Source organism: Cyclobacterium roseum, assembly GCF_010119225.1.
Classification (GTDB): domain Bacteria; phylum Bacteroidota; class Bacteroidia; order Cytophagales; family Cyclobacteriaceae; genus Cyclobacterium; species Cyclobacterium roseum.
This window is the reverse complement of sequence record NZ_WNKF01000032.1, coordinates 1-6597: the sequence shown is the minus strand read 5'-3', so window position 1 is coordinate 6597 and position 6597 is coordinate 1. Positions and strand designations below refer to the sequence as shown.

Annotated in this window: 4 protein-coding genes; all 4 read left to right on the top strand. The window is 41.3% G+C overall.

All coding sequences use genetic code 11. The annotated features are described in order from the left end of the window. Window positions 1–465: 465 nt before the first annotated feature. The gene (locus tag GJQ68_RS22815) at window positions 466–1011 is read left to right on the top strand and encodes a DUF4221 family protein (RefSeq protein ID WP_162419578.1); all 546 of its coding nucleotides are present in this window, start codon (window positions 466–468) and stop codon (window positions 1009–1011) included. 438 nt (window positions 1012–1449) lie between these two features. Further along, on the top strand, window positions 1450–4089 hold the full coding sequence (locus GJQ68_RS22810) for a DUF5686 and carboxypeptidase regulatory-like domain-containing protein (RefSeq protein ID WP_162419577.1): 2640 nt from the start codon (window positions 1450–1452) through the stop codon (window positions 4087–4089). Between the two features lie 678 nt (window positions 4090–4767). Continuing rightward, a complete protein-coding gene (locus GJQ68_RS22805; RefSeq protein ID WP_202928001.1) occupies window positions 4768–5517 on the top strand; it encodes an alpha/beta hydrolase in 750 nt (249 codons plus the stop codon). Window positions 5518–5771: 254 nt separating this feature from the next. Further along, window positions 5772–6167 (top strand): endonuclease domain-containing protein, encoded by a 396-nt coding sequence (locus GJQ68_RS22800; protein ID WP_162419576.1) that lies wholly within the window; start codon window positions 5772–5774, stop codon window positions 6165–6167. Window positions 6168–6597: the final 430 nt, after the last annotated feature.

The following is a 6597-nucleotide window of genomic DNA, read 5'->3' as shown; positions in this document are numbered from 1 at the left end:
TAGTCACGAATGGGCAATCCTGGAAGATGGGGTTTATCGGACGGATACTTTTATAATAAAAAAATAAGCGATGGAAATGAGTGGCTGGCTTTGCGAAGTATCGCTTTTTTCGAAGATGCTGACAAACAACCTACTCCGACAATGTTTCAGGAGATTTCCTGGAAGGATATAAAGTTACATATTGTAAAGGAGGTAAAAGACTATGCGGGATAATTTCATCACGCGCTTGCCAGTTTGTCCTGTCGGCTAATATAGAGAGCAGAATCCTTTTCCAGGAATAAACTGTTGTTATTTTTCGCAGATTTATCGTCAAGTTATTCAAGAAACCTACCCCTGAAAGAGAAAAATTGGCACCTGACGAAATTGAAATTTTTCCATTCTACCTAGTATTTTTAATTAATTAGTTTCATTTCAACTAAAAAATAATTAGGTTTAACCAGTTACTTTAAAATAGCTACCAGGTCCATGGAGTACTACGAAAATAAAAAAATAATCCCAATACTACTTGGCTTTCTTTTTATGGCCTTGGGAAATTCTTGCACCACCGATAATTCCCTGGATCCCGAAGCCCGGACTTACACCGAGAGAATGACCCTAATTTCCTCAGATACCCTGAGAATCCCCATTGGGTACCGCTCGAATGTATACAGCAAATACATCAAGAAATGTGAGATTGATGGCGTCCCTTTTCTGGGAGTAGTCAACGAAAACACCAATGAACTAGAGTTTTATGCACTTTCTGAAAAGGGAGATGACTTCAAAGTTCGATTCCAACTTGATGGGCCAAATGCTGTAGGACAGCTTAAGGCCTTTGAAGTTATTTCAGACTCTACCCTACTTATAGCAAGTACCTATAGGATTCGACTCTATGTAACAGATTTTGATGGAAACCTCAAACGGACGATAAAGACAGATAATCCTGAGAGAATTGATAAACCTTATGTACAGATTTACTATTCAAACCAACCTCTGGTAATTGACAAGGATAAACAGGATGCCTCCTTTACGTAACTCATCGGATACCTGGGATGTAGATGCAAACTGACCCAGAGAGGGTTTTGGGGATTACAAATCCCCCCTATCTGAACCACGGAATTTCAGATTCTGAGGAGCGGATTTGGTAATCTTTAATCAGCCAATCGAAATGCAAAACCAGGAACCTACCTGATTCAATGTACAGACTTATTGAAGTTTACGTAAGCAAATCCCCCAGCCCCCTTTGGGAAAGGGGGACTTGTGGAAATGGAGATTTGTTGCTGAAATTGGAAAATGTAATCGGGCTGAGGAAAGGCAAGGCGTTAGGATACCGACCTTTCGAACGCGCACAAAGAAGATTTTTACACAGCCATCAGCATGCTTTTGATTGAACGCAGGTTAAAAAATATTAAAACTATTTTTTATTTATCTATATACCGTAATTTTAGGTAAAATTACCTTTAGGTTTATGATATGATTGATTTTTCCAGGGAATTAAAGGTGTTGTCTTGCTTTATGCTTTTTCAAGCTTTTATTTTCAATGGATTATCCCAGGGAATTAGAGGGTTGGTTACTTCTGAAGCAGGGGAACCCCTCGCATATGCTACTGTTTTTGCACGGAACCTGAATGATGGCATCCCCACCAACCAGGATGGGCGGTTTGAATGGAAACTACCCCCTGGAAACTACGATATCATTGTCCAATACCTTGGCTACCAGTCCAAATTACAGACAGTGGAAGTAAAGAGCAGTTGGGTAGATCTGGATGTAAGTCTGGAAATGCAAACGTTTGCTTTGCAGGAGGTAGAGGTAAGGGGGGATCAGGAAGATCCGGCACTTACCGTCATGCGTAAAGCCATAGCAAAAGCAAAATTTCACCGCCTGCAGGTTCAGGAATACAGCATGATGGTGTATATTAAAGGAACCGGGGAACTGACCAATGCCCCCTTTTTCCTGAAAAAGAAACTGAAAGAAGAAGGGGTTGGACTCAATGAGGCCTATACTTCAGAATCGGTTTCTAAAATTCACTTTAAGCAGCCGGATGAAATTACTGAGACGGTCATCAGTATACGGTCCACTGGTGAAAACAACCAGACTTCACCAGCTCCCTATATCGGGGCCAGTTTTTACGATGACCAGATCAATGGCGTTGTTTCCCCCCTTTCCAGGTCCGCCTTTGTTTATTATCGGTTCCGGTTGGAAGGGAATTTTTTTGAAAATGGGGTTATGGTGAATAAAATAAGGGTCATTCCCCGTTCGAAAGGAGAAAAGGTATTTGATGGGTATATTTATATTATTGAGGATTTATGGGCCATTCATAGCCTGAATTTGAAAACTTCACTCATGTGTTTCGATATTGGAGTAACCCAACAATATGCTCCGGTGAAGGAAAACATCTGGATGCCCCTGACCCATACCTACACTTTCGGGGGAAAGTTTTTTGGTTTTGCAGGGGAGTACCAGTACCTGGCATCAACCAGGGATTACCAAATCACGCTGAATCCCGATCTTCTGGTGGATACCAGGATTCTGGACGAAAAAGTAGAGGAGATTCCCGATCACCTTCCGGAAATTACCAAAAGCGCAGACCCCATCGAACAGTTGGCAGCCGCTGATCAGATGAGCAGAAAGGATTTCAGAAAAATGGTCAATGCCTATGAAAAGGAATCCTTGAAGGAGAGAGAGCAGGCGGAAGTCCTATCCCAAAGAACTTATAAGGTAGATTCCATGGCCACCAAAAGAGGGCTTGTATATTGGGACAGCATCCGGCCGGTCCAACTGACAGCCAAAGAAATACAAGGCTATCGCAGGGATGATAGTTTGGCTGTAGTGGAGGCGGCCCGTGAAAGTGATGTTGACTCCGTGGCTCAGAAAGCTAAAAGAAAATTTCAACCACTTGATTTCCTAACGGGTGGAGATTACAGTTTCGGGAAAGGCAGGTCTGCAGGTTTTCATTCCAATTGGACCAACATGTCCTTCAACACCGTAGAAGGGTTTAAAATCGGCTTTTCGGGTTACTACCGGGCTGAAAAGAACACCAAAATGGCAGACAGTGTAACCAACCACCTGCGGTCCTGGAATTTCAGACCTGCATTCAGGTATGGTTTTGCAAGTAAGAAGTCCTATGGAATGCTGCACATCCGGCGCTCGGTGACCAAAGGAAGGCCGGGCCATACCTGGGGGATCGAAGGAGGGAAATACCTTTACCAATACAATGGGGAGGACCCCATCAATGAGCAAGTCAATGCCCTGTATTCCTTATTTTTCAGGCAAAATTACATGAAACTGTATGAGAAAACCTTTACCAGATTGTACCTGGCTCATAGAATTACGGATGCCTTCACCTACAGGGTTAATTTCCGGTTGGAAGATCGGGTGAACTTGGAGAACAATTCCGATTACAGTTTTTACAATAAGCCGGAACGAACGTATACTTCCAATCGACCAATGAACCAGGAAGCAGGGAACGAGGCCTTTGCACCTAATGAGGCCGTATTGGTAAGTGGGGCTATTGAGTGGCGACCCGGATTGAAATACCGTATAAGAAACGGAAGAAAATTCCCGCTTATGGAAACGTCTCCCCTGGTAAAATTTAATTATAACAAAAATTTTTCAGGAGCTGGTAAATTCGATCACCTTGAATTGGGCGTAGTGCATGCGTTTAACTTCGGCGTAAGTGGTAAATTGGATTTAAACGTGCAAACGGGTACTTTCCTGAATCATTCTCAGGTCTATTTTATGGACTTCAAACATTTTGGAGGTAACCGGACCATCTTTAGTAATATGGGAGCCGCCAGCAATTACCGGTTTTTGGATTACTACCAATACAGCACCGCAGGTCCCTATTTCAGTAGCATCATGCATTATCAATTCAGGAAATTTCTTTTTACCCAATTGCCGGTGCTCCGGTTTTCAGGCATCAGGGAAAATCTTTTTTTCAATTATCTAAAAACCCAAAATGCTCCCCATTATTGGGAGTTGGGTTATTCGTTGGACAACCTGTATCGGATTTTCAGGGTAGAGATTGGTGCTGGTTTTGAAAACGGCAAGTACAAAAGAGGCGGGATTCGGTTTGGTATCGCTACTTTCATTCAGGTCAATGTAGGGGAATGAGGTTTGTTTGTGAGCGATTATACACTTGGAAAAATTTTCAAAATAAGAGCTGCTAGGGAAAATCTAAATCATTCCATTAACCTTTGTATTATTTTTTGTCCCGGGTTTTAAGAAGGCGGGAAGAAACGGTAAGAAGCCAACTGGTGTGATGCTGGCATTTTCTGATCGTATACCGATGACGGGTTTGGTCGTCAATGGTAGGGTGAAGACGGGAATAAAAAGGAATCGAAAATAGCCATCCACCCGCGGCAGTCTGAAGGGGGACGTGGACGACCTTTCGATCCTATTCCCATTTCCCGATGGATTAATGCTGCCGCTCCGAATCAGATCGCTTCGCTGTGCTCGCGATGACGGTAGGTGTACCGATGAGGTATTATATAATATGTTGAATTCTTAATAGATATAAATAAATACCGTCATCCCGATTTCTTCGTTTTTTAAAATGTTAGGTCTCGTAATGACAATATTCCATTCCAAAAAGGGACAGATGACAGGTAAAGGCTACTCGCTTTATTTGACTGGAAATTTTCTCATCGATAATCGAAGTTCTCCAGGCCAGGATTTTATATCATGCCTTTCCGGCCTTCAAAGGTTATTGTTAATTTGGGAGCTTGAATTAGCTGTTTTATGAAAAGTAGGTTTATGATCCCGATGATATTATTTTCAATAATCATTTTGATGGCTTACGGGTTGTTATATGCTTTTCAGGAAAAGTTTCTTTTCTTCCCTGAAAAACTGAAAAGCAATTTCCTCTTTCAATTTGACCAAAGATTTGAAGAAATGAACATCCGGATGAAAGATGGCATTTCATTGAATGCATTGCTATTCAAAACCGATCATCCAAATGGCCTTATTTTTTACCTGCATGGAAATGCCGGATCATTAAGAACCTGGGGTGGGGTAGCTGAGGTTTTTACCGAATTTGGTTATGACCTGTTTATACTGGATTACAGAGGTTATGGCAAAAGTGAAGGTACGATTCAGGGGCAGAAACAAATGTATCAGGACGTTCAAAGGGCTTACGACGCGCTGAAAAACAGGTACCTTGAGCAGGAGATCATCGTTTTGGGGTATTCTATGGGTACCGGTCCGGCTTCAAAATTGGCTTCCGTCAATCAACCCAAATTGTTGATTTTGCAGGCACCCTATTACAGCTTATCCGACCTGGTGCAACATTATTTCCCGATTTTTCCTTCGTTTTTGCACAAGTATCCTTTTGAAAATTTCCGGCACATTCAAAAATGCAACATGCCAGTGGTGATTTTTCATGGTGATCAGGACGAAGTCATTTATCCAGGGTCCTCCATTAAATTAAAAAAACATTTTAAAAAGCAGGACTCCCTGATCATGCTTAGCGGTCAGCAGCACAATGGAATGACGTTTAACCCTGAATATCAGTTAAAAATAAAGGGAATATTGAATCAATAACTTGCAGTTGTACACTTAACTCGTCTAAACATTTTTTAGCCATGCATACCTGTCATTTATTCAGCGGCTTATGACGGATTGTAACCCGATCGAAAGCAAATCCCCCTTGACAAGGGGGCAAGGGGGATTTTTTTACGTAACTATCAATAAATCAATCTATTAAACAAAAGAACCCCTCAGCAAAATCCCCACCGTAAGAAATAAAATTTCCAAGAAAAACGTTGAAGTTTAATGCATAATTTTTAACTTCTTCCATGCGATTTATTCCCTACAACAAGAATTTGAAAGAATTTTCAAGAGAATTACGATCTCATTCAACGCTATCCGAGGTTTTACTTTGGCAAAAACTACGGGCACGTCAATTTCGAGGCTACGCATTTAACAGGCAAAAGCCGTTAGGAGATTATATTGTCGATTTTTACTGCAAAAGATTACGATTGGTCATCGAAATTGATGGAGATAGCCACTTCCATGCTGAATCAGTTGTTGAAGATCTTAAAAGACAATCGGTTTTGGAAAAAATGGGCTTATGTTTTCTAAGGTTTTTGGATGTAGATGTCAAGAAATCCATGCCTTTCATTCTCCAGGAAATAGGTGCGTTTATTGATGAGTGGGAAGTTGAAAATGATGTTCACAGGACAAATTTTTGAGATAAAAAAAGAGGACTGAATCCAAACGATATTAAATCTGGGCTCAATGGATCGAAAGCAAATCCCTCCGCCGAGGCAAGGGCAAGGGGGATTTTTTTACGTAACTATCAATATTTCAGTATATTGAATAGTTGAAATCCTCGAAAAATCCCCCAACCCCCTTTAGAAAAGGGGGAATTGCTGAAAATGTGATTTTTTGCTGAAATTGGGTAATGCAATCGGGCTAATAAACGCCAAGGTTTTTAAATTCCGTAAGCCCGAACGTGCACAAATCCCCCTTATCAAGGGGGCAAGGGGGATTTTTTTACTTAACTATCAATATTTCAGTATATTGAATAGTTGAAATCCTCGAAAAATCCCCCAACCCCCTTTAGAAAAGGGGGAATTGCTGAAAATGTGATTTTTTGCTGAAATTGGGTAATGCAATCGG

What these genes read in the sequence shown, in the direction of transcription:
- GJQ68_RS22805 (WP_202928001.1), top strand. Translation starts at nt 4,768, where the DNA reads ATGGCTTACGGGTTGTTATATGCTTTTCAGGAAAAGTTTCTTTTCTTC.
- GJQ68_RS22800 (WP_162419576.1), top strand. Translation starts at nt 5,772, where the DNA reads ATGCGATTTATTCCCTACAACAAGAATTTGAAAGAATTTTCAAGAGAA.
- GJQ68_RS22815 (WP_162419578.1), top strand. Translation starts at nt 466, where the DNA reads ATGGAGTACTACGAAAATAAAAAAATAATCCCAATACTACTTGGCTTT.
- GJQ68_RS22810 (WP_162419577.1), top strand. Translation starts at nt 1,450, where the DNA reads ATGATTGATTTTTCCAGGGAATTAAAGGTGTTGTCTTGCTTTATGCTT.